Below are 21800 nucleotides of genomic sequence, written 5' to 3'. Positions count from 1 at the left end.
CGAGGAGACCCCTATGACCGACACAATCAGCCGCTTTGCGGTGCCCGATCTCAACGCCCTGCCCGAAGACCTGCGCCAGCGCATCCTCGCGGTGCAGGAAAAGGCCGGTTTCATCCCCAACGTGTTTTTGATGCTGGCGCACCGTCCGGCCGAATTCCGCGCTTTTTTCGACTACCATGACGCGCTGATGGAAAAGGATGTCGGCCTGAGCAAGGCCGAGCGCGAGATGATCGTGGTAGCGACTTCCGCGGCCGGGCAGTGCCTGTATTGTGTGATTGCCCACGGGGCGGTGTTGCGTATCCGGGCCAAGAATCCGCGCTTGGCCGATCAGCTCGCCACCAATTACCGCAAGGCCGAAATCACCCCGCGCCAGCGCGCCATGCTGGACTTTGCCATCAAGCTGTCGACCCGTGGCGGCGAGATCGAGGAGGCCGACTTTGCCGCTTTGCGTGCGCACGGCTTCGATGACGAGGCGATTTGGGACATTGGCGCAATCACTGCCTTTTTCAGCATGAGCAACCGCCTGGTGCATCTTGCCGGCACACCGCCCAATGAACAGTTCTACTTGATGGGGCGCGTGCCCAAAGGCTGAACGCTCAGAGGCAACTGTTCGGCCGGCACCGGACGGCCGAACAGATAGCCTTGATACGCATCGCAGCCAAGCTCGGCCAGCAGGTCGCGCTGCGCTGCGTTTTCCACCCCTTCGGCGATCACGGTCAGTCCCATGGTGTGCGCCAGCGTGATGATGGTGTGGGCGATGGCCGCGTCGTTGGGGTCTACCAGCACGTCGCGCACGAAGGATTGGTCGATCTTCAGTTCGGCCAGCGGCAGTCGTTTGAGATAGGCCAGCGACGAGTAGCCGGTGCCAAAGTCGTCCAGCGAGAAGCTCACCCCCAGTTCGCGCAAAGCGGTCATACGCGCGATCACCGCATCGATGTCGTCGAGCAGCATGCTTTCGGTCAATTCCAGGCGCAGCCGCGCGGCGTTGGCGCCGCTGTGGCGTAGCGCGGCGCGGACTTCGTCCATGAAGCCGGCGTGGCGGAACTGCCGCGCACTGACATTGATCGACAGCGTCAAGTCGGCGCACCCAGGCTGGTCGGCCCAGTGCGCAAGTTGGGTGCAGGCCAGTTCGATGACCTGCCGGCCAATCGGCAGGATCAACCCGGTTTCTTCCGCAATCGGGATGAATGCGCCCGGTGGCACCATGCCGCGCTCTGGATGCTGCCAGCGCAGCAGGGCTTCGGCGCCGATAATCCGCCCGCCGGCATCGACCTGCGGTTGGTAATGCAGAATGAACTGGCGGGCATCGATGGCCGCGCGCAGTTCCTGTTCCAGCCGGGTGCGCGCGGTGAGCCGCTCGCGCATGGCCTGGCCATAGAAACATAGGCGGTTGCGTCCTTCCGCCTTGGCTTGATACATGGCTAGATCGGCCTGTTTGAACAATTCGTCGCGCGGTGCGCTGCCGTCGAACAGCGTCACTCCAATGCTGGCGGAAGTGGTGAGGGTCTGTCCGCCCAGTTGGTAGGGCTGCGTCAGCGCGGCCAAAATCTTGCCTGCCACTGCTTCCGCCTGCTCGCAGGCGGCCGCGGCTTGGCTGTCGAGCGCTTCGAGCACCACCACGAACTCGTCGCCGCCCAGCCGCGCCACGGTATCGGCATCGCGCACACATGCTTGCAGACGGCGCGCCACCTCCTCCAGCAGGGCGTCGCCTTGCTCATGACCCAGGGTGTCGTTGAGTGTTTTGAAGTCATCCAGGTCCAGCAGCAGCAAGGCGCCACGCTGGCTGTGGCGCCGGCAGCCGGCCAGCGCGCGTTCCAGCCGGTCGGCCAGCAGTCGGCGGTTGGGCAGGCCAGTGAGCGGATCATAGAAGGCCAACGCATTGATACGCGCTTCGGCGGCGCGCAGCTCCTCGACCTGAGCGGCCAGCCGTGCGGCCTGGTTGCGCAAGGAATGCTGGCTGCGCTGCAACATCTGCCGCATGCGTTCCTGCGCGCTGGCCAACTGGGCGATTTCGGCAATCGGGCTGATGACCGGCGGTAACGGGCTGAAATCGAGCGCACCAATGCGTTGGCTGGCCGCCGCCAGCGTTTCCAGCGGGCGGGCGATACGGCGGGCCTGGTTGTGGGCGATCAGGCCGGCGATGAGCATCAGTAGCGCCAGTGCGCCGCTCAGCGCCACGCCGATCAACACCCAAGGCGGAGCAAAGTCGTCGGCCGGGGCCAGGGTGAGCACCCACAGCCGGTATGCGCCCAGCGCATAGGGACGTTGCGACAGCAGCCAGTCTTGACCGCCCGAGGACATTCGCTGCACCGGCACCGCCTGCCTGCCGCCTTGACGCCATACCGCCAAGGCGTCATTGATCGGCCGCATGCCCAAGGCGCTGACCGGCAGCAGCAGGCTGCCAAACCAATCGTCGCTGTCGATGCCGGCGGGCATGGCGGGCAGTCCGAGCACCCGTTCGTCTTCGGTGAGGATGAGCGCAAAGCCGCGCCGGCCGACCTGCTCGTTGAGCGTGGCGGCGGACAGATCGCGCAGCATCACGTCATAGCCGAGGACGAAGCCGCTGCCATCGGGCAGCCGGATCGGCCGCGAGGCGGTGATGCCGGGGTCGCCGGTGGTCAGAAAGGTGTACGGCGCGGTCCAATGCACCGCCTGATCCTCGCTGGCCGCCATGGCGCCGGTATACCACGGGCGGCGGCGGGGGTCGTAGTCGCGGGTTTCCCAATAAACCGTTTGTGTGCCGTCGGCCTCATGCTGGATGAACAGGTGGCGCGCGCCCCAGCGGGCGGGATCGGTGAAGCGGTTGAGCAGCCGGCCGCCGTCTTGCTGCAGCAGCATCCAGCCGCGGCCTGCGGTATCGCCGGCGACCACCGAGGTGATGCTGGCCGATGCGCGCAGCACCGGCGCAAAACGGCGGTTGAAGGATGCCGGGTCGTCGAGCTGTGGCGGGTCGGCGGCAATCCATCCGGCGCCAGCGGCGAGCAATTGCTCCACCGGGGTGAAGGTTTGGTCCAGCCGGGCCTGCACCCGCCCGGCCACCCGCTCGAACTCGGCTTTGGCAATGTGCTCGAGTGCGGGCATCATCCACAGGACGAGAAAACCGGCGGTGATCACCAGCGCGCTGCCGCCGGCCAACAGCAACATACGGCTCAAAATGGTTTGCCGCAGGGTGACAGGCGCTTGCATCGACCGCGTTTTTAGTGCCGCAGGGCTGCAGGCGCTTCGACCATGAGCCCTTGCGCATAATCGAAGCCGTAATCGGCCAGCGCCTCGCGGAACAGCTCGTCTTCCACTTCCGAGGCGATGGTGCGGATCGACAGCGCGGCAGCCATGCCGCACAGCGCCTGCGCCAGGTTGCAGCCGGCTTCCAGTCCGTAGGCATCGGTCAGCGTTTTGAGGCTGATCTTGACATAGTCCGGCCGTATTTCGGCCAGCAGTGCGCTGGCGTTGCCATCGAGCCGCTCCAGGGCCAGCGCGCAGCCGGCGTCGCGCGCCAGTGCGGCAAAAGCGGCGCACTCCTTGGGGCACTGGGCGGCCAGCGCTGCGGGGATTTCCAGCACCAGGCGCTGAGGCGCCAGCCCGTGGCGATGCAATTGCTCCTGTAACGCGTCGAAATAGCGCGCCGCTTCGGACAGTGAGGCTGGAGTGAGGTTGAGCCCCAGGCGGCTTGCCGGTGAGTGGGCGTCGTCCGACCGGCGGGCCAGATGGGCACAGGCGCGTTCGAGCACCCATTGGTCCAGTAGAAGACCGGCACTGCCTCGTGCCAGACGTGCCAACAACTCGCCCGGCGTCAGCAAGACATCCTCGCCATCGCGGATGCGCAGCAGCACCTCGTGCCAGGGCGGGCTTTGCGGTGGCTTGATGCTGACGATGCGCTGCCCGTACAGCTCGAGTTGGGAAAAGGGAATGCCCTCTGGACCAGTGATGTACAAATGAGGTTCGTTTTGCGGGGTGCGCGCGGTCATTTCATGCTCGATGACCTTGTTGCGGCCGCCTTTTTTGGCTGCATAACACGCCAGGTCGGCGGCTACCAGCACGTCGGCCGCGCTGTCGAGCCCGCCGTCGATGCGCACCAATCCTACGCTGGCGCCGACCGAAAAGCGCCGCCCTTCCCAGTTGAAGCGGAAGGCCGCCACCGCTTCACGCAGCGTTTCGGCGATGCGGGCGGCTTCCTCGGCCGAGCAGCCGCGCAAAATCAGGGCAAACTCGTCGCCGCCGACCCGGCAGATCAGATCGTTTGCCCGGACCCGCTCGCGCAGCAGTTTGGCGATGCGGCGCAGCAGCTCGTCGCCGGCCGCGTGTCCGCAGGTGTCGTTGACGATTTTGAAGCGGTCGAGATCGATGAAGCACAGCGCCCCCTGGTCGCCGGCGCGGCGCGAGGCACTGACCGCCTCGTCGAGCGCCTGTTCGAAGGCCCGCCGGTTGGGCAGCCCGGTGAGTGGGTCGTGCAGCGCCTGGTGAGCGAGCTGGGCGGTGGCTTCATCCACCCGTGCTTGCAGGGTGTGGTGTGCGCTGGCGATGGACTGCGCCATGGTGTTGAAGCCGCGCTGCAAGGTGCGCAGTTCGGCAATCGCGCTATTCTCCGGCACCGCAATGTCCAGGCGGCCGTCGGCCATCTCATCGACCGCCCGGGCCAGATTCATCACCGGATCGGTCAGCGCCCGTGCCAGGCGCGTGGCCAGCCAGGCGGTGAGCGCCAGTCCCACGCAGGTCAGCGTCAGCGTGGTTGCCAGGATCGTGCGTTTGGTGGCGTCCAGGGCCTGGGTATCCAGCTCCACATAGACCCAGCCGGTGGCCGCCGGCATGAGCTGGCTGGTGCCGCTCACCCGGGTGGCCAGGTCGTCGACCGCCAGCGGCGCGGACAGCACCGGGGCGGCCAGGGTGAGACGCTGGTCGCGCTGGTCGAGCACGGTGGCCTCACGGCTAGCCAGGATGCGCGCAGGAACGGCCAAGCGCGGACGCCCGCTGACCGCGATGCGTTCGCCGGCGCTATCAAAGATGGCCACCGCCGCCACGTCGCGTTGTTCCAACACGGCCTGGACCAGGTTGGTCAGCGTTCCGGCGTTGCCAGAGATCACGCCAAACTCGGCGGCCGGGGCAAGAAAACTGACGATGGCCAGGCCGCGCTCGCGCAGCGCCTCATCCGCGGCCTGGGTGCTGCGAACCACGAACAGGCCGGCAATCGCGGCGGCCAGCGCCGCGGCCGGTAGCAGCACCACCAGCAACAGGCGTTGGCGCAAGGACAGACGGCGCAACATGCTCACCGGCGCTCCTCGAGGCGGATGGCGTCGAGCACCGCGGCCTCATTGGGCGCGTCCACATTGAGCGCGCGGGCGACCCGTTGATTGATCGCCACGCTGAAATAGCGCGGCGCACGTACCGGCGGCAGCGTCTGCTGCGGCGCCGGGGCCTGCGCCAGCCAGTCTGCCACATCCCGGGCGACGTCGCCGCTGGAACTATAGACCGCGGCCAGTGCGCCGGCCTCCACATAGGCCCTCGAGTAGGCCAGCACCGGGCGTCGGTAACGGTAGCTGGTGAGCAGCACCGCGCGCGCCGCGGCCGGGCCCGACACCCATTCATCCGGCAGTACCAGCAGGGCGTCATGAGCCTTGAGGGTGCGTTCCAAAACCGCCTGAAGTTCCGACGGATCGGAGACTGGCTGCAGGGTCACCGCAGGGTTGTCGGCGCTTGCCAGCTCTGCAAAAAGGCGTGCCTGCGCCGCGCTGTCCGGACCGAACAACAGGCCAATGCGCCGGGCCTCGGGCAGAACCGCACGCGCCAGGGCCAGATGGCGGGCAGCGGGTTGATCGAGCACGATGGCCGACAGCGCAGCTTCCGGGGCTTGGCTGCGCACCGCATCGAACTGGGCCCGTGAGACGAATACGCCGAGCACCGGCCGCCCGCGCCGTGCGGCCGCTGCCAGCGCCGGAGCGCCCGCGGCCACGATCAGGTCGGCGTGTGCCAGCATGGCGGTGTCGATACCGGCGTCGAGATCGCCAGCGGGCAGGATATGGTGTGCGCCGCCCGCGGTAGCGGCTGCCAGCTCGGCGGCGAATGTCCGATAGGCGGGTGTTTGGTGGGAAGACAGCAGCAACGCCACGTCGAGGGCCTGTGCCGCCGGGGCAAGCAGCCAGGCCAAGGCGAGCGCCAGGATACGGCGTCCCAGGCGGATGAGAAGCCGATGTGCACGCGACCGGCCGCCAGCCGAAGGTGGCGCGGCGCGCAGGCGTCGGTGCGCGGGCTCATCTGGCAATGGCGCGGCAGCAGAGCTGCCGCCGGTATGGGCCCGCGTCACCACGCCAGGCGCAAGCTCGCAAAGATCCGGGGCTCATGGCGGTAATTGCCTTCGTGGAACTCCTTGTACCGGCCATTGACGCTCTGGACGACGATGGCGAACTCGCCGGCTTGCTCCGGGGGACCGAAGCTGCGCGCCAGGCGCAGATCGAAACGATCGCGGTTGGGGACTCTGTCGCCATCGTTGAGCCAGTACATCGGATCGTTATGGTAGTAACCCAGACTGGCCTGCCAGCGTCTGGGCAGATCGGCGATCAGCAATAGCGCGGTCGAGCGTTTCGGCGCACTGAGCTCGATGTCGCGTTCTTCCAGTTCCGGGCTGGCGTCCAGAAAGACGAAAGCCTGCGACAGCACCGCACGTCCCAGGCCCGGCCGGCGGATGTCCACCGACAGTTCGCCGCCGCGGGCGACGAAACCGCCGAGATTGGCAAAGTAAAACGCCTTGACGTTCTTGTTGCGGATGCGACCGTGGCCAAAGGCATTGGCCTCGGACCACTCGGCCGGCGGCGCAATGCCCAGCGCATCGCAGGGCAGCGTATCGGTGGAGCTCCAACGGAGCGTGGGCAAAAAGCAGCTTTGCCGGTCGATATAGCGGTCATAGGCTTCGCGGAACACCCGCAGATCGACCGACAACATGCGGCTGGGCTTGGCCACATAACCGAGTTCGACGAAGCGCACCGTCTCGGGCTCGACCGGCAGCGCGGCGTAATAGCCCACCCGCACGATCTCGCCGTTCTCACGCAGGGTCTCCAGCGCATGGGCTTCGATCAAGGACGGGGCGCGATAGGCCCGGCCGGCCGACAGCCGCAGCGCCGAGCGGGCGTCGAGCGCGTAATTGAACGCCAGCCGCGGCGAGAACAGCTTGCCGCTGTAGTCGTGATCTTCGAAGGTTGCGCCCAGATTGACCGCCAGCGCATCGCTGGCCTGCCAGGTGAGATTGCCGAACGTCTGCCAGTAGTGGGCGGTGAGGGCGGCGCGGGTATCGAAGTATTTGCGAGAGCGCACACGATCCTGACGCACGCCGGCGCCAAGCAGGGCATGAACCTTGGGCAACAACGGCCCGCTCCATTGCAGCTCCATATCGTTGCGGGTGAAGTCCAGGTCGTCGTTGGTCGGAATCACATGGCGGCTGCCGGACTCGTCCGGCACGTCGATGGTCCATGCGCGGCGCTTTGCCTGTCCCTGGTGATAGAGCTGCAGCGACAGTTCGGAGTCGGCGCTGAAGCTGCGGGTCCAGGCCAGATGCACGCTGTGGTTGCGCACCGTGGCGTCTTGCACCGGGTCGATCGACGCCAGCGCGGCCGTGCTGCCTAGTGCCGGGAAGCCGCGCTCGTCGATGCCTTGGCTCACACCCAGTTGGGCGCGCACTTCATCTTGGGTGCTGAGCTGGGCGCTGAGTTGAAAATTGACGGTGTTGCGGGTGAAGGCTTCCTGCGCGGTGTATTCGCCGTTACGCCTGAGATGCGCTTCGAAGTTGGTTGCGCTGCGCCGCGAGGCCGACAGGCGCCAGTCCACCGCCTGCCCGGTTGGGCTGTTCAGACGTACGCCGACATCGTAAAACCCGTTCTTGCCTACGCGGGAAATGAGCGCGTGGCCGTCTTCGGTGGCCGGCGCACGGGTGATGATGTTGATCACACCCTGAAAGGCATTGACACCATAGGCGCCGCCGTTGGCGTTGCGCACCACCTCGATGTGATCGATGTCATCGACCCGTATGGTCAGGTTGTCCCACTGGGTGTCACCCCACAGCGGGTTGTTGACCGTGCGTCCGTCGATCATCACCTTGATGCGCCGGTCGTAGGCGTCGCCGATGCCGTGGTTGGCGACGGTGGGCGAGCCCAGCGGCCAGTCGGCCACCTGAAAACCCGGCACCAGGCGCAGCAGATCGTGAATCTCGGTAAAGCCTGAGGCCTCGATCATTTCGCGGTCGATGATGGTGACCGGCGCGGGCGCATCCAGCGGCGATTGGGCCAGACGCGAGGCGGTCAGCACCAGCGGGATGTCTTCGAGAAAAAGGGCGGTGTCGGCGCGGGCCGGCGCAAGCGCAGCATCCAGCGCCACCAGCGCGAGCGCGTACACACCGGTGCGACGACAATCCACGGACCCCTCCCTAGGTTCGTGTGGTTTGGGGCCAAGCGTCGCATGCGCCGCTGGGCGCGGTCAATAGGGGCTAGAGGGGTGGTGCGCGGAACCGATCACACCCAAGATGATGTTTTGGAACAACGAGATAATGGCTTCGCGCGGGATGTCCTGCCGCCGAATCGCGCGTACCATGAGGCCGTCATACAAAATGGCGAGCAATTCGGCGGTGGCCTCCAGCCACTGGGCATCGGCCGGCAGACCCAATTGGCGCCGGTGTTCGCGCAAGGTGGCGGTGACACTTTCCCGGCAGCGGCGGTCGGCGGTGCGGACGATGTCGGCCACGCGCGGGTTGCGTGCCGCCTCGGCGACGATCTCCAGCTTGAGTGCAGCCTCATCCACGTTCAGGCTGTCACGCACACCGTCGGCGGTACAGGCTGAGATCGCCGGCAGAATGTCCGGGGCGGCGCGCAGTTCGGCGGTCATCGTCAGCAGGCGGTCGAGGTCTTGTTCGACGATGGCGGCGATGATCGCTTCTTTGTTTTCGAAGTAATGGTAGATATGGCCGGCGCTCATCCCGGCTTCACGGCAAATTTGCGCGATGCTGGCGCCATGAAAACCGTTGCGCCGGAAGCAGTCCCGCGCAGCGGCCAGAATCTGCGCACGGCGTGCTTCGCTGCGCGGCGATTCGCCGGTGGCGCGGGGGGCTGCGGTCACGGAGATCCTCCAGATTTGACGTTCGAAGTAATTGGTTCGTGGTGCGGTGAGCTTGCGACGGCGCTGAGGCTAACATAGAATGAGCGTTCATTCTAGAACGAACGTTCTATCCGGAACGATCCTTCGGGGCAGCGCTGATACCCTCGGCGTTGCCCGTCCCCCCCGACCGACGAGAGGTTCCCCAATGCAGATTCATCTTCGCTCCATGCCAGCCGTGCTGGCCATGGCCGCTAGCATCCTGTTGCTGGCGGCATGCGGCAAGGGCCCAGGCCCGCAGGCAGCGGCCGGCGCGCAGCCTGCGCCCCAAGTGGCGGTGCTGACCGTGAAATCGGAAGCGGTGCCGCTGGTGCTGGAGCTGCCCGGGCGCACCACGCCGTCGCTGATTGCCGAAGTGCGTCCGCAGGTCGGCGGTATCGTCAAACAGCGCCTTTTTAGCGAAGGCAGCGAGGTGAAAGCGGGCGAGCTGCTCTATCAGATCGACCCGGCCAGCTACCAGGCCACCTACGACAGCGCCGCAGCTGGACTGGCGCGCGCCGAGGCCAATCTTTTTGCCGCGCGGCTGAAAGCCGAGCGTTTTGCCGGCCTGGTGCAGATCGAAGCGGTCAGCAAGCAGGCCAACGATGAAGCGCAAGCCGCCTACAAGCTGGCCGAAGCGGAAGTTGCCAGCGCCCGCGCGGCGCTGGCCAAGGCCAAGGTGGATTTGGGCTTTACCCGGGTGAGTGCGCCGATTGCCGGCCGCGCAGGACGCTCGACGGTAACGCCGGGTGCGCTGGTCACCGCCAACCAGGAGCAGGCGCTGGTGACCATTCAGCAGCTCGACCCGATCTATGTGGACCTCACCCAGTCCAGCGCCGAACTACTCAAGCTGCGCCGCGATCTGCAAACCGGGCGCCTGGCGCGCTCCGCGGCCGACAGCCTGCCGGTACGCCTGCTGCTGGAAGACGGCAGCGAGTACGCCGCGGTCGGCAAGCTGGCGTTTTCCGAGGTTGCGGTGGATCAGGCCACCGGCAGTGTGACGCTGCGCGCGGTGTTTCCCAACCCGGAGGGCGTGTTGCTGCCCGGTATGTATGTGCGTGCGCGCCTTGAACAAGGGGTCAGCCAAGATGTGGTGCTGGTGCCCCACGCCGCGCTGACACGCGATGCCCGCGGCCATGCGGTGGTGATGGTGGTCGATGACCAAAACAAGGTCGAAGCGCGCACCGTCAAGGCCGAGCGCTCATTGGGCGACAAGTGGGTGGTCAGCGAAGGCTTGGCCGCCGGCGAGCGCATCATCGTCGAAGGCTTGCAGCGCGTGCGTCCCGGCGTACAGGTGCAGGTGGCGGGCGCGCCCGCGGCTGGCGCGGCCAACTGAGCAGGAGCATCCCCCATGGCCCGCTTTTTCATCGACCGGCCCATTTTTGCCTGGGTCATTGCCATCGTCATCATGCTCGCCGGCGGCCTGTCCATTCTCGGTCTGCCGGTGGCGCAATATCCATCCATCGCCCCGCCGGCAATTGCCATCAACGCAAGCTATCCGGGCGCGTCCGCCAAGGCGGTGGAAGATTCGGTCACCCAGGTCATCGAACAAAAGATGACCGGCCTGGATGGCCTGCTTTACATGAACAGCACCTCGGATTCTTACGGCCGGGCCACCATCACGCTGACTTTTTCCGCCGACACCGACCCCGACATCGCCCAGGTGCAGGTGCAGAACAAGTTGCAGACCGCGCTGCCGCTATTGCCGCAGGCGGTGCAGCAGCAGGGTGTGAGCGTGGCCAAGTCGGCGCGCAACTTCTTGATGGTGGTCGGTTTCGTGTCCGAAGACGGTCGTCTGACCGGCACCGATCTGTCGGACTTTCTGGTCTCCTCGGTGCAGGACCCGCTATCCCGGGTCGACGGCGTGGGCGAGGTCACGGTGTTTGGCTCGCAATACGCCATGCGCATCTGGCTGGATCCGGCCAAGCTCAACAACTACCGGCTCACACCGGGTGACGTGCGCGCCGCCATCCAGGCGCAAAACACCCAGGTTTCAGCCGGTCAATTGGGCGGCACGCCGGCGGTGCCGGGCCAAGGTTTCACCGCTTCGATCACGGCGCAAAGCCGGCTGCAGACCGTCGAGCAGTTCGAGGACATTCTGCTGCGGGTCACGCCTGAAGGCGGAGAGGTTCGCCTGCGCGATGTGGCCCGGGTGGAAATCGGCGCGGAAAACTACGGCACGGTGGCGCGCTTTAACGGCCAGCCGGCGGCCGGTGTGGGTATCCGCCTGGCTGCCGGGGCAAATGCGCTCGATACCGCCACCGCGGTGCGCGCCAAACTCGATGAAATGCAGCGCTATTTCCCCCAGGGGGTGAAGTACGTGGTGCCCTACGACACCACGCCTTTCGTGCGCATTTCCATCCAGGAGGTGGTCAAGACCCTGGTCGAGGCGGTGGTGCTGGTGTTTCTGGTGATGTACCTCTTTTTGCAGAACCTGCGCGCCACGCTGATCCCCACCATTGCGGTGCCGGTGGTGCTGCTTGGCACTTTTGGCGCCATGGCGGCCTTCGGCTTTTCGATCAACACCCTGACCATGTTCGGCATGGTGCTGGCCATTGGCTTGTTGGTCGATGACGCCATCGTCGTGGTGGAGAACGTCGAACGGGTGATGAGCGAAGAAGGCTTGCCGCCCAAGGAGGCGACCCGCCGCTCGATGGGGCAGATCACCGGCGCGCTGATCGGCATCGGCCTGGTGCTGTCCGCAGTGTTCGTGCCGATGGCCTTTTTCGGCGGCTCCACCGGGGTGATCTACCGCCAGTTCTCGATCACCATCGTGTCGGCGATGGCGCTGTCGGTGCTGGTGGCCATCGTGTTTACCCCGGCCTTGTGCGCCACCATGCTCAAACCGGTGGCCAAGGGGCATGAGCATGGCGAAGGCAGTCCGTTCGGGCGCTTCTTTCACTGGTTCAACCTCAAGTTCCATAACGGCACCCAGCGCTACGAGCGCACCGTGGCCGGCATGCTGCGGCGCAGCGTGCGCTTTCTGGCAATTTATGTGGCCATCGTCGCGGTGCTGGGCGTGCTGTTCATGCGCATGCCGACATCCTTCCTGCCGGACGAGGACCAGGGGGTGATGTTCACCCAGGTCATGCTGCCTGCGGGCGCCACCCAGGAGCGCACGCTGGAGGTGCTCAAGAAGGTGGAAGCGCACTTTCTGGAAAATGAAAAGGACACTGTGCGCGCATTGTTTACCGTGGCCGGTTTTTCTTTCGGCGGCAGCGGCCAAAACATGGGCATCGGCTTTGTCAACCTGAAACCCTGGGACGAGCGCAGCGCGCCGGGCATGGATGTGAAGTCGGTCGTGGCGCGGGCCATGGGTGCTTTTTCGCAGATACGCGAGGCCATGGTGTTCGCCTTCGTGCCGCCGGCAGTGCTGGAACTGGGTACTTCGGGCGGCTTCAACCTGCAGTTGCAGGACCGCGCCGGACTGGGGCATGAGGCGCTGCTGGCTGCGCGCAACCAGTTCCTCGGTATGGCCGCGCAAGATAAACGCCTGGTCGGCGTGCGTCCCAACGGTCAGGAGGACATGGCCGAACTGACGCTCGACATCGATCATGCCAAGGCCGGCGCGCTGGGGGTGAGCGTGGCCGATATCAACGACACCCTGTCCACCGCCTGGGGCGGCAGCTATATCAACGACTTCCTCGACCGCGGACGGATCAAGAAGGTCTATTTGCAGGCCGATGCGCCGGCGCGCATGACGCCCGAGGATCTCAACAAGTGGTATGTGCGCAACCAGGCCGGCGAGATGGTGCCGTTTTCCGCCTTTACCACCGCGCACTGGACCTATGGCTCGCCGCGCTTGGAGCGCTACAACGGCCAGCCGTCGATGGAAATACTCGGCCAGGCGGCACCGGGGCTGTCTTCGGGCGAGGCCATGGCCGCGGCCGAGGAGATCATTGCCAAGTTGCCGCCGGGCATCGGCTATGAATGGTCCGGCACCTCTTACGAGGAGCGCCGCAGCGGCTCGCAAGCGCCGGCGTTGTACGCTTTGTCGCTGCTGGTGGTGTTTTTGTGCCTGGCAGCGCTCTACGAGAGCTGGTCGGTGCCCTTTGCGGTGATGCTGGTAGTGCCGCTCGGGGTGCTGGGTGCGTTGCTGGCTGCCACCGGCCGCGGCTTGTCCAACGACATCTACTTCCAGGTCGGCCTGCTGGCCACCATCGGCCTGTCGTCCAAGAACGCCATCCTGATCGTGGAGTTCGCTAAGGCGCAAATGGAAGAAGGCAAGGAACTGGTCGCCGCCACGTTGGAGGCGGTGCGCATGCGCCTGCGCCCGATCCTGATGACCTCGCTCGCCTTCGGCTTTGGCGTGTTGCCGCTGGCCATTGCCACCGGCGCGGGTGCCGGCAGCCAGAACGCCATCGGTACCGGCGTGTTGGGCGGCACCATCGCGGCCACTGTGCTGGGCATCTTTTTCGTGCCGCTGTTCTATGTGGTGATCAAGCGGATTTTCAAAGACAAGCCGGCCGCGCCCGTGTCGGCCGCGCACACCGGGGAGGCCCGTCGATGAACCGGCACCATTTGCTCGCTCTGGCGCTCGCCACCTTTGGTCTGAGCGCCTGCGCCACGCTGGCGCCCGATTACCAACGCCCGGCGGCGCCGGTGCCTGCGGCCTGGGCGGAGGCTGCCACAGGTGAGCGCGCAGCGGCCGACATTGCCTGGCGCGAGTACTTTGCCGACGAACGCCTGCGCCGTGTGATCGAACTGGCGCTCGAACACAACCGCGACCTGCGCGTGGCCGCGCTCAATATCGAGTTGGCGCGCGCCCAGTACCGCATCCAGCGCGCCGACCAGTTTCCTGCGCTGGGCGTGACCGCCAGCCAGAACGCCCAGCGCGTCCCGGGGGAGCTCAATAGCAGCGGCCAGTCGATGGTCAGCCGCCAGTACGGGGTATCCGCTGGCATCGCCGCGTGGGAAATCGACTTTTTCGGCCGGGTGCGCAGCCTGCGCGACGCCGCGCTGGAACAATACCTTGCCAGCGAGGCCGCGCACCGCAGCGCGCGTATCGCTCTGGTGGCCGAAACCGCCACCGCCTGGTTGCAACTGGCCGCCGACCGCGAGCGCCTGGAACTGGCGCGCCGTACCCTGGCGGCGCGCCGCACCACGGTGGAACTGACCCAGGCGAGCTTTGAAGCCGGCGCGGCGTCCGCGCTCGAACTGCGTCAGACCCAGGCCGAAATGGAACGTGCGCGCGCCGATGTGGCGGACTATTCGGCCAGCGTTGCGCGCGCGGCCAACGCGCTGGCGTTGCTGGTGGGCGACAGCCTGCCCGAGGCGCTGCTGCCGGCAAGTTTCCAGCTCACCTTGACCGAGGTGGCGACGCTGCCCGCCGGCCTGCCGGCCGAAGTGCTCATCCGCCGCCCGGACATTCTGGCCGCCGAACATCGCCTGCGCGCGGCCAACGCCAACATCGGCGCGGCGCGGGCCGCGTTTTTCCCGCGCATTACGCTGACCGCCAGCGCCGGCACCGCCAGTGCCGAACTGGATGGCTTGTTCGATAGCGGCTCGCGCGCCTGGAACTTTCTGCCTCAGCTCAGTCTGCCGATCTTCGAGGGCGGGCGGCTGGCGGCTAACCTGGATGTGGCCGAGGTGCGCCGCGACATTGCGGTGGCCGAATACGAACGCGCCATCCAGAGCGCTTTCCGCGAGGTGGCCGACGCGCTGGCCGAACGCGCCAGTCTGGGCGAAGCCGTCGATGCGGCGCAAAGGCTGGTGGCCGCGGCTCAGGAAAGCCATCGGCTGTCGGCGGCACGCCGCCAGGCTGGGGTAGACAGCCTGCTGGTACTGCTCGATGCCCAGCGCACCCTTTATGCGGCCGAGCAGACGCTGATCGCCACCCGCCTGGCGGAAGCGGCCAACCGGGTGACGCTGTACAAGGTCTTGGGCGGCGGTTGGCAGTAGGCGAGCGCAGGCGCCGCGGAACCATCGCCGGCCGCCTGTCTCCAAGGCCGCGTGGATACTTTGACCCATGCCCTGTCCGGTGCGCTTTTAGGGCGCGTGTTGGCGCGCCCGGCAAGCGCCGGCACGCCGCCGCTTCATGCTGCCCAGGCGATGGCCGTAGGCGCCGTTGCGGCGGCCTTCCCGGACATCGATATCGTCCTCGGCTACGCCTCCGAAATCGCCTACTTGCGCGGCCACCGCGGCGTGACCCACTCGGTGTTGCTCGCGCCGCTGTGGGCGCTGCTGCTCGCCGTAATGATGTCGCGCATCGGCCGGTTGCGGCGCGGCGGCGCGCCACCGTGGCGCGCCTTTTACCCGGTGGCCTTGGGCGGCTTGCTGATCCATATTGCTGGTGACTTCATCACCCAGTTCGGCACCATGCTGCTGGCGCCCTTCTCCGATCGGCGTTTCGCGCTGGGTACCACCTTCATCATCGACCTGGTGTTCTCCGGCATCCTGCTCGGCGGTCTGCTGGCCAGCGCCATTTGGCGGCGCAGCCGGGTGCCGGCCGCCCTGGCACTGGTCGCCGTGGCCGGCTGGGTGGGCGTGGGTTGGGTAGGGCGCAGCGAAGCGTTGGCGGCTGGGCGCGCCTATGCCCAGGCGCAGGGCCTTGCCATGCTCACCCTGGATGCCGCCCCGCGGCCGGCTTCGCCGTTCAACTGGACGGTGGTGATTTTCGACGGGCGCGACTATCACTTCGCCCATCTCAATACCCGGCGCAGCGCACCCATGCAGGCCGGCCCCGAGGATAACTTCATCCGCCGCTATTCGGCGCCCTACCTACCGGTGACGCAGGCGGTGTGGGAACGACGCGCCAAGTTCGGCGATGGTGAGGCCGTAGCGTTGGCGCGCAGCGTCTGGGAGGCGGAAGCCTTTGCCTTTTACCGCTGGTTTGCGCTGTTTCCGGTGCTCGACCGGGTGGAGATGGCCGCACCGGGCGGTTGGCGCTGTGCGGCGTTTCGTGACCTGCGTTTCGAAATGCCGGCGCGCGCCGAGTTGCCATTTCGCTACGGCTTGTGCAGCGCAGAAGTGAGCGGGCCGTGGCGGCTGTTCAAACTGGTGGGCGGGGAGCGGCGCTGGCTCGATCCAGTTGGCGCCTGGGCGGCGGAATCTAAATAAGCATAGACTAATAAAATTTTCGGCGCCCAGGCGCCGCTTCATAGTTCATTCAGGTTTGGGAACACCATGCATCGGCGTCTGGCGGCAGTGGGGATCATCGTGCTTGCGATGGTGGGCTTTGGAATTCTCAAAGCCACCCGACCTGCGCCGCCGCCGGTCGAAGTGCGCGAGCGCATCTGGCGGGTTGCTGCGCAGCCGGTGCAGCCGGTGTCGGCGCGCCCGACGCTGACCCTTTATGGCCGTATCGAGGCGCCCGACCGGGTGCGGGCCGCGGCGCCGGTGTCGGCGCGGGTGCTGGAAGTGCGGGTGCGCGACGGCGAGCCGGTTGCGGCTGGCACGGTACTGGTGCGGCTGGACCCGCGCGATCTGCAGCCGCGTCTGGCGCTGGCGCGCGCCGACCTGGAACGCGAACTGATCCGCCAGCGTGCCGACCGGCTGGCCATCGAACAGGAACGCACCCTGCTGGCGCTGGCCGAGGCCAAGGTGGCGCGTTTCGAGCGTCTCAAGGACAAGGGCTTCAGCGCCGAGAGTGCCTGGGATCAGGCGCGTGAGGAGTTGGCCCGCGCACGGCTGACCTTGGCCCAGCGCGAACAAGCGATCCGCGAACACCCCGCCCGCCTGGCGCAATTGCAGGCCAAGCTCGCCGAAGCCGAGCGCGATGCCGAGCGCGGTGAAATCCGTGCCGCCTTCGATGCGCGTATCGGCGCAGTGCAGGTAGCCGCCGGCGACCAGGTGCAGGCCGGTGCCGCGCTGCTCACCCTGTATCCTGCCGATGCGCTGTTTTTGCGCGCCCGAGTGCCGGCGATCTATGCGGAGGAGTTGCGCGGCGCGTTGGCCGCCGGTGAGACGCTGGGTGCAACCGCCGAGTTTGGCGGCAGCCTTCTGCCTGCCCGCCTGGAACGCATTGCCGGCGAAGCGGATGCGCGCGGCGTAGAGGTGCTGCTGCGCCTGGATGAAGCGGCTGCGGTTCCGGTGGGCGCCTTCGTCAACGCGGTGCTCGAACGCCCGCTGGTGCACGGGGTGTTGAGCCTGCCGTGGGCCGCGCTGCATGGCGGCGAGCGCATCTACCAAGTGCGTGACGGGCGGCTGGTGGGTGTGCGGGTACACCGTGTCGGCGAACGCCGTGATGGTGAGCAGGTCCGCGCGCTGGTCCGCGCCGAAGGTCTTGTGCCTGAGGCGCCGGTGATGATCACCCACCTGCCCAATGCGCTCGATGGCCTGGCAGTCGAGGTGGTCGAGGGCAGTGCCGAGATGCGAGTGGCGCCATGAAGCACGGTTTGCTGCCCATGCTGGTCCGCCATCGGGTGGCGGCCAATGTGCTGATGGTACTGGCCTTCGTGCTCGGGGTGAGCGGTGTGACCCGCATGAATGTGCAGTTTTTTCCGCCCTTCGAGCTGGATGTGATCAGCGTGCGGGTGCTGTGGAGCGGTGCCGCAGCCGAGGACGTGGAAGCCGGTATCACTGCGCCATTGGAAGAGCGCCTGAAAAATATCGACGGGCTCAAAAAAATGACGTCTACTTCCGCACAGGGGGTGTCCAGCATCACCCTGGAACTGGAAGAAGGCACCGACCCGTTGTTGGCCTTGGATCAGGTGCGCCAGCGGGTAGACGAATTTCGCAATCTTCCGCGTGAGGCCGAAACCCCCCAGGTCAGCCGGCTGGCGCGTTACGAACCGATTGCCCGTGTGCTGGTGCGCGGGCACAGCGTGGAGGAACTGCGCCCCTGGGTGCGCCAGTTCGAACGCGAATTACTTGCTGCCGGCATCGACCGGGTGACGCTCACCGGCCTGCCCGAAGAGCGCATCGCCATCGAGATTCCCTCAGCAGCCTTGGAAACAGTGGGCCTGTCGCTGGTCGATGTCGGCGAGCGGGTTGCCCAACTGGCGCGCGATGTGCCCGCCGGGGTGGCCGGCGCAGCCGACGGCGCGCGCGAGATTCGCGCTCTGGAACAGCGCCGCAGCGCCGACGCCTTTGCCAGCTTGCCGCTGGTCAGCGACGCCGACGGCCTGCTGCGCTTGGGCGAAATCGCCCGCATTGGCCGCGAGCCGCGCCCGGGCAGTCTGGAGTTGTCCGAGCGCGGCGACGCGGTGGTGGAAATGATCTTGCAGCGCGCCGAATCCGGCCATTCGCTGCGCGCCGCGCAGGTGCTGGAGGACTGGCTGGCGCGTACCCGCCCGAGTCTGCCGCCCTCGGTGCGCCTGGAAGTGTTCGATGCGCAGTGGGAACTGATCCGTGACCGCATCGACCTGCTGATCAAGAACGGCCTGTCCGGTCTGGTGCTGGTAGTGGCGGTGCTCTACCTGTTTTTGCCGGCGCGGGTGGCGCTGTGGGTGATGGTCGGCATCCCCACTGCTTTTCTGGCCACCTTGGGGCTGATGCAGGTGTTCGGCGGCACGGTGAACATGATGAGTTTGTTTGCGCTGATCATGGCGCTGGGCATCATCGTCGACGATGCCATCGTGGTCAGTGAGGACGCCGACACCCACCGGCGGCTGGGCGAAGGGCCGGAGCACGCCGCGCTGGGCGGGGCGCGGCGTATGCTGGGGCCGGTGATCGCGGCTTCGCTCACTACCATCGCTGCCTTTTTGCCGCTGATGCTGGTCGGCGGGGTGATCGGCAACATTCTGCGCGACATCCCGTTTGTGATGATCATGGTGGTGACCGCCTCGTTGCTGGAGAGCTTCCTGATCTTGCCGGCGCACTTGCGTAGCGCACTCGCCGGGGAGGCGGGCCGCCGCATCTCGCCGCTGCGTCGCCGGCTGGACGATGGTTTCGAGCGCTGGCGCGAGCAACGTTTCCGTCCGCTGGTGCGCCTTGCACTGGCTTGGCGCGGCGCCACCGTGGCGATCAGCGTGGGGTTGATGATTCTTGCGCTGGGCTTGATGGCGGGCGGACGGGTCGGCTTCAATTTTTTCCCGACGCCGGAAGGGCAAGTGCTTTATGCCAACGCCACCTTCGTGGCCGGCACCCCGCGCGAGCACACCGCGGCGTTCTTGCGCGAGCTCGAACGCGCCTTGTATGAGGCCGACCGCGAACTGGGCGGCGGTCTGGTGCGCACTGCGGTGGCGCGTCTGGGGGGCACACTGGGCGCGGCCGGCAGCGGCGCCACCGGCGACCAGTTGGCTTCGATCCTGGTGGAGCTGTCGCCGCCGGATGCGCGCGAGGTGCGCAATGCGGCGTTCATCGACACCTGGCGCGCCAAGATTGCGCCCACCACCGGCCTGGAGCAACTGACCATCTCGGCGCGCCAGTCCGGCCCGCCCGGGCGCGATCTCACCGTGCGTCTGACCGGCGACGATGCCGAAGCGCTCAAGGCCGCGGCGCTGTCGCTGGCCGAGACCTTGCGCGGCATTCCCGGGGTCACCGACACCGAGGACGACATGCCTTTCGGCCGCGAACAGTTGATTTACCGTCTGACCCCGGCCGGCGAAGCATTGGGCCTGACCACCGAGAGCCTGGGCCGCCAGTTGCGTGCTGCCTTCGACGGTCACCTTGCCCAACTGGTGCAAGTCGGGCGCGACGAACTGGAAGTGCGGGTGCTGCTGCCCTACGCCGAGCGCAGCCGGCTGGATGTGTTCGACCGCATCCTCATCCGCACGCCGGACGGGCGCTTTGTGCCGCTGGCCACCGTGGCGAGCTGGGAGACCCGGCGCGGCTTCGAAGCGCTGCGTCATGCCGACGGTCGGCTGGCGGTGGAGGTGAGCGGCGAAGTCGATACCGCGCGCTACGATGCCGGGGCGATCCGCGCCGAACTTGCGCGCAGCACCCTGCCTCGACTGGCCGCCGCCCATGGCGTGGCATACAGCTTCGAGGGGCGTGCGGCCGACCAGCGCGAAACCATGGCCGACATGGGCACCGGCCTGGTGCTTGGCCTGGCGCTGATCTACCTGGTGCTGGTGTGGTCATTTTCGTCCTGGAGTTGGCCGCTGGTGGTGATGTCGGCCATTCCGCTGGGGCTTGCCGGGGCGATCTTCGGCCATTGGGCGATCGGAATCGATCTCACCATCCTGTCGTTGTTCGGTCTTTTCGGCCTGGCCGGCATCGTGGTGAACAATTCCATTATTCTGGTCAGTCTGTTCCAGGACTTGCGCCGTCAGGGTGTGGCCTTCGAGGAGGCCCTGGTGGGCGCGGCCTGCGGGCGTCTGCGCGCGGTGTTACTGACTTCGCTGACCACCATCGGCGGTTTGACTCCGCTGCTGTTCGAAACCTCGCTGCAGGCTCAGTTCTTGATTCCGATGGCCGCTTCGATCGCCTTCGGGCTCGGTTTCTCGGCGGCGCTGGTGCTTTTTTTCGTGCCCGCGCTGCTGTCGCTGCTGGAAAGTTTCAAGGGTTGGATGGCGCGCCGGCTGTCGTTTGTCGGGGTGGGCGCATAGAGGGTTGAAAAGTACTGCGGTAGGTCTGCTGCGGCATAGTCGACCGTCTGTCATAGAGCGGCCGACACCGCGGCCACCCGCGCGGCATGGATGCGCGCCGGGATCTGGGCGCGGTCAGCGCACTCGCGGGCGATGCGGCCTGCATCCACCGCCCGTGCCGCGGCCAGTGCCGCGCGCCAGCGTGCGGCCGGGGCGTCGTCGCGCTGTTCAAAACCTGGGCGGCCCTGGCGGTCGCAGGCGCAGGCGGCCAAAACCTGTTCAAAGCGGGCCGGACGGCGCAGTGCGTCGCAACGTTCGAGAACCTTGACCACGGTGGCCGGGCGCAATTCGGCCACCCGCGCGATGACGCCGTGTTCGCGGGCAACCAGTTCGGCCAGCTCGCGGCACTCGGCGGGCACTTTGAAGCGCTCGGACACTTCACGCGCGCGCCGCGCACTGTGGGCTTCATGCCCGTAGTGGTGGGGCAGGCGCTCGGCCGGGGTGTCGCCTTTGCCCAGATCGTGCAACAGGCAGGCCCAGCGTACCGCCAAGGGCTGGGCGGTGGCGGCGGCGCGGTCGATGACCTGCAGCACATGCTCGCCGGTGTCGATTTCGGGGTGGTGTTGCGGCGGCTGGGGCACGCCGAACAGGCGATCCAGTTCGGGCAGAATGCGCGCCAGGGCGCCGCAGTCGCGCAGCACCCGGATCATCCGCGATGGCGCCGCTTCCATCAAACCGCGGGCCAGCTCCTGCCACACCCGTTCGGCCACCAGATAATCGACTTCGCCGTCGATCACCATGGTGCGCATCAGCGCCATGGTTTCCGGTGCCACCGAAAAATCGGCAAAGCGCGCCGCAAAACGTGCCACGCGCAGGATGCGCACCGGGTCTTCGGCAAAGGCCGGGCCGACGTGACGCAAGCGCCGCGCGGCAAGGTCGCGCTGGCCGCCGAAGGGGTCGATCAGGCGGCCCTCCTGGTCGCGGGCCATGGCATTGATGGTCAGATCGCGGCGGGCCAGATCGTCTTCCAGCGTGACCTCGGGCGCGGCGTGAAAGGCAAAGCCGGTGTAGCCACGACCGGTTTTGCGCTCGGTGCGCGCCAGCGCGTACTCCTCCTGGGTTTCAGGGTGGAGAAAGACCGGAAAGTCTTTGCCCACCGGGCGGAAGCCCTGTGCCAACATCTGCTCCGGGGTGGCGCCGACGACTACCCAGTCGCGGTCTTTGACCGGCAGACCGAGCAAGGCATCGCGCACCGCGCCACCGACCAGGTAACAACGCACCGGT

13 protein-coding genes are annotated in these 21800 nt (G+C 66.8%); 7 read left to right on the top strand and 6 right to left on the bottom strand.

Features of this window, described 5'->3' with window-relative positions; genetic code table 11:
- The first annotated feature begins 13 nt into the window (after positions 1–13).
- Positions 14–592: a peroxidase-related enzyme gene (locus tag DIE29_RS13885; protein ID WP_102042895.1), complete on the top strand. Its 579-nt coding sequence runs from the start codon at positions 14–16 to the stop codon at positions 590–592.
- On the opposite strand, the gene DIE29_RS13880 is transcribed toward DIE29_RS13885, so the two are convergent.
- The 5 genes from DIE29_RS13880 to DIE29_RS13860 are packed head-to-tail and all read right to left on the bottom strand — an operon-like array spanning position 562 to position 9090.
- Entirely contained in the window at positions 562–3186 is a 2625-nt protein-coding gene (locus DIE29_RS13880) for a bifunctional diguanylate cyclase/phosphodiesterase (protein ID WP_102042894.1), read from the bottom strand. The two genes, DIE29_RS13885 and DIE29_RS13880, sit on opposite strands and share 31 nt — an antisense overlap.
- Before the next feature lie 11 nt (positions 3187–3197).
- Entirely contained in the window at positions 3198–5258 is a 2061-nt protein-coding gene (locus tag DIE29_RS14660; protein ID WP_237269562.1) for a diguanylate cyclase, read from the bottom strand.
- Between the two features lie 2 nt (positions 5259–5260).
- A complete protein-coding gene (locus DIE29_RS13870) occupies positions 5261–6253 on the bottom strand; it encodes an ABC transporter substrate-binding protein (RefSeq protein ID WP_162860644.1) in 993 nt (330 codons plus the stop codon).
- Between the two features lie 38 nt (positions 6254–6291).
- Positions 6292–8394, bottom strand: a complete 2103-nt coding sequence (locus tag DIE29_RS13865) for a TonB-dependent receptor plug domain-containing protein (protein ID WP_205409744.1) — start codon at positions 8392–8394, stop codon at positions 6292–6294.
- Between the two features lie 60 nt (positions 8395–8454).
- On the bottom strand, positions 8455–9090 hold the full coding sequence (locus DIE29_RS13860) for a TetR/AcrR family transcriptional regulator (protein ID WP_114650170.1): 636 nt from the start codon (positions 9088–9090) through the stop codon (positions 8455–8457).
- Between the two features lie 184 nt (positions 9091–9274).
- Between DIE29_RS13860 and DIE29_RS13855 the strand changes: the two genes are divergently transcribed.
- The 6 genes from DIE29_RS13855 to DIE29_RS13830 all read left to right on the top strand — a co-directional run bounded on the left by DIE29_RS13855 (position 9275) and on the right by DIE29_RS13830 (position 20537).
- Positions 9275–10441 (top strand): efflux RND transporter periplasmic adaptor subunit, encoded by a 1167-nt coding sequence (locus DIE29_RS13855; RefSeq protein WP_114650169.1) that lies wholly within the window; start codon positions 9275–9277, stop codon positions 10439–10441.
- A 15-nt stretch (positions 10442–10456) separates the two neighbouring features.
- Entirely contained in the window at positions 10457–13615 is a 3159-nt protein-coding gene (locus DIE29_RS13850; protein ID WP_114650168.1) for an efflux RND transporter permease subunit, read from the top strand.
- Positions 13612–15006 (top strand): AdeC/AdeK/OprM family multidrug efflux complex outer membrane factor, encoded by a 1395-nt coding sequence (gene adeC, locus DIE29_RS13845; RefSeq protein ID WP_102042888.1) that lies wholly within the window; start codon positions 13612–13614, stop codon positions 15004–15006. The genes DIE29_RS13850 and adeC overlap by 4 nt, the downstream gene beginning before the upstream one ends.
- A gap of 51 nt (positions 15007–15057) precedes the next feature.
- Complete coding sequence (locus tag DIE29_RS13840; protein WP_102042887.1) at positions 15058–16164, top strand: metal-dependent hydrolase; 1107 nt, start codon at positions 15058–15060, stop codon at positions 16162–16164.
- A 66-nt stretch (positions 16165–16230) separates the two neighbouring features.
- Entirely contained in the window at positions 16231–17433 is a 1203-nt protein-coding gene (locus DIE29_RS13835) for an efflux RND transporter periplasmic adaptor subunit (RefSeq protein ID WP_114650167.1), read from the top strand.
- Positions 17430–20537, top strand: coding sequence for an efflux RND transporter permease subunit (locus DIE29_RS13830; protein WP_114650166.1), 3108 nt, complete (start codon positions 17430–17432; stop codon positions 20535–20537). Before DIE29_RS13835 ends, DIE29_RS13830 begins: the two co-directional genes overlap by 4 nt.
- Positions 20538–20587: 50 nt before the next feature.
- Here DIE29_RS13830 and DIE29_RS13825 read toward each other — a convergent pair whose 3' ends face one another.
- A complete protein-coding gene (locus tag DIE29_RS13825; RefSeq protein WP_114650165.1) occupies positions 20588–21796 on the bottom strand; it encodes a multifunctional CCA addition/repair protein in 1209 nt (402 codons plus the stop codon).
- Positions 21797–21800: the final 4 nt, after the last annotated feature.

The sequence above is a fragment of the Pseudothauera hydrothermalis genome (assembly GCF_003345255.1).
In the GTDB taxonomy this organism is placed as follows: domain Bacteria; phylum Pseudomonadota; class Gammaproteobacteria; order Burkholderiales; family Rhodocyclaceae; genus Pseudothauera; species Pseudothauera hydrothermalis.
The sequence above is the reverse complement of the archived record's forward strand: the minus strand, read 5'-3'. Positions and strand labels throughout refer to the sequence as shown.